Annotated in this window: 2 protein-coding genes; both read right to left on the bottom strand. The window is 76.4% G+C overall.

Annotated elements, in window-relative coordinates:
• Positions 1-62: 62 nt before the first annotated feature.
• On the bottom strand, positions 63-1034 hold the full coding sequence (locus GTR00_RS19045) for an aldo/keto reductase (protein ID WP_407659741.1): 972 nt from the start codon (positions 1032-1034) through the stop codon (positions 63-65).
• Positions 1035-1304: 270 nt separating this feature from the next.
• Positions 1305-2321: a LacI family DNA-binding transcriptional regulator gene (locus GTR00_RS19040; protein ID WP_166613134.1), complete on the bottom strand. Its 1017-nt coding sequence runs from the start codon at positions 2319-2321 to the stop codon at positions 1305-1307.
• Positions 2322-2369: the final 48 nt, after the last annotated feature.

Genomic DNA, 2369 nt, shown 5'->3' with positions numbered 1-2369 from the left:
GGGGTGCGCTCCTGGTGGGTGGGTGGTCGTGCGGCCGGGGGTACCCGCGGTGCCGGGGTGCGTCAGGGGCGTCCGGGGCCGTCCCGGCCGGGGATGGTGCCGTCCACGTCCCACAGGTCCTGCCAGGAGGAGGCGCCGGGCCACAGGAACACCTGCCCCTTGATGAGCCGCTCGCCCCTGTCCGCGAAGCGCAGCGCCTCCACCTCCGCGGGCGTCAGCGGGTCCTCGCTCACCGCCCGCAGGTTGGCGGTGAACTGGTCCGGCTTGACGGAGAAGGGGATGGGCACCTGCCCGCGCGCCACGGCCCACTTCAGGCACACCAGCGCCGGGTGCACCCCGTGCGCTTCGGCGATCGCCCGCACGACGGGGTCCTCGGTGTCCACGACGTCCCCGGGGGTGCGGTCCCGCTCGGGGCGCGAGGGCGAGCCCAGCGGGGAGTACCCCACCGGCTGGATGCCGTGCTCCAGGCAGTACCGGAACAGCTCCGGCTGCTGGAAGCACGGGTGCAGCTCCATCTCGTTCAGCTGCGGGGCGATCCGCGCGTCGCGCAGCAGCAGCTCCAGCTTGGGGACCGTGGTGTTGGACGTGCCCAGGTGGCGCACCAGCCCCTGGTCGACCAGGTCCTCCAGGGCGCGCCACAGCCGCAGGTGGGCGTCGTGCTCGTAGGGCCGCGCGGCGGGGTCGCGGTCGTCGGTGCCCGCGCCGGGCGGGTGGTGGTTGGGGAAGGGCCAGTGCACGAACACCGCGTCCAGGTGCTCCAGGCGCAGGTCGCGCAGCGAGGTGCGCACGGAGGCGACCGCGGCTTCCGGCTCGTGCGCGCCGTTCCACACCTTGGACATCACGAACAGCTGCTCGCGCTGCAGGCCGCCGGCGGTGGCGGCGGCCAGGGCCCGGCCGACCTCGGCCTCGTTGCCGTGCACGGGGGCGCAGTCGACGAGCCGGTACCCGGCTGCCAGCGCACCGGCGACCGCCCGGCCCACCTCGCGCGGGCCGTAGCGGTCCGAGCCGAAGGTGCCCACGCCGATGCCGGGCATCAGCGCGCCGCCGGCCAGCCGGCGCTGGGGGACCCCGGCGGGGTCGACCCCCGCGTCCGCGGCGTCCTGCGCGGCCCCCGCCGCCGGTGCGGGGGCGGCCCGGTGCGTGGTGTTCGGCATGCGCGGCGGTTCCTTCGTCGTCGAAGCATCGCTCCGCCCGGAGCCGGGGCCGGCCCCGCACGGCGTCGCGTCCCCGACCGTAAACGAAACGATTCGCGCTGACAAGGCGCGCCGGCGCCGGCGCCGCCCGGGACGTGCGCGGCGCACCCGTCAGCGCGGCGGGGGACCGACCGACCCCCCGGGCGCGTAGGCGCCCGGCAGCACCAGCCGCCGCGGGGCCCGCCGGGCGCCCTCGGGCAGGTGCAGCCGCTCGCGCATCAGCTCCGCGGCGGCCGCGGCGATCTCCTGCACCGGCTGGACGAGGACGGCGGTGCGCGGACGGCTCACGGCGGCGACCTCCCGCCCGTCGAAACCCACGAAGGACACCTGCCGCGGCACCTCCAACCCCGACTCGTTCAGGGCGATCAGGGCCCCCAGCATCAGCTCGTGGTTCGTCGCGTAGATCGCGGTGGGGCGCTGCTCCAGGGCGAGCAGCGAGCGCACGCCCTCCCGGCCCGCCTCGACCGTCAGGGGACCGGTCACGGTGCGGCGGGGCTCCAGCGCCAGCCCCGCCGCGCGCACCGCCCGGGTGAAACCCGCCAGGCGCCCGCGCATGCTCCACACGTCCGCCGTCCCCGTGACGACCGCGAGGTCGCGGTGCCCGGCGGCCAGCAGGTGCTCCACGACGAGCGCCGAGGCCCGGGCGTTGTCCAGCACGACGGCGTCGCAGCGCAACCCCGGCACGAGCCTGTCCACCACCACCAGCGGCAGCCCCCGCCCCGCCGCGGCGACCAGGGAGGCGCGGTCGTGGGCCGAGGGCACGGCGATGATGCCGTCGACGCGGTGGTCCAGCAGGAAGTCCACGCCCCCGGCGGAGGGGGCGTCGGCCCGGTGGCTGGAGCAGACCAGCACCCCGACGCCCTCCCGCCGCAGGGCCGCCTCCACGCCCGCGACGATGGAGAGGTGGAAGTCGTTGCGCAGCTCCGGCAGCAGGACGCCGACCGTCCTCGAGCGACGGGTCCGCAGGCTGCGCGCCACCGCGTTGACCCGGAAGTCCAGCTGCTCGGCGGCGCTCTCGATGGCCAGGCGGTTGTGCTCACGGACGCTGCCGCCGTTGAAGTGCTTCGAGATCGTCGCCAGCGAGAGCCCGGTGAGCCGCTGGATGTCCTTGTACGTCGCGGGCGTCACCGCACCCGGTGCGCGCACCACCCTCGCCCGCACCACCCTCGCCCGTAC

Source organism: Kineococcus indalonis, assembly GCF_009906395.1.
Classification (GTDB): domain Bacteria; phylum Actinomycetota; class Actinomycetes; order Actinomycetales; family Kineococcaceae; genus Kineococcus; species Kineococcus indalonis.
The sequence above is the reverse complement of the archived record's forward strand: the minus strand, read 5'-3'. Positions and strand labels throughout refer to the sequence as shown.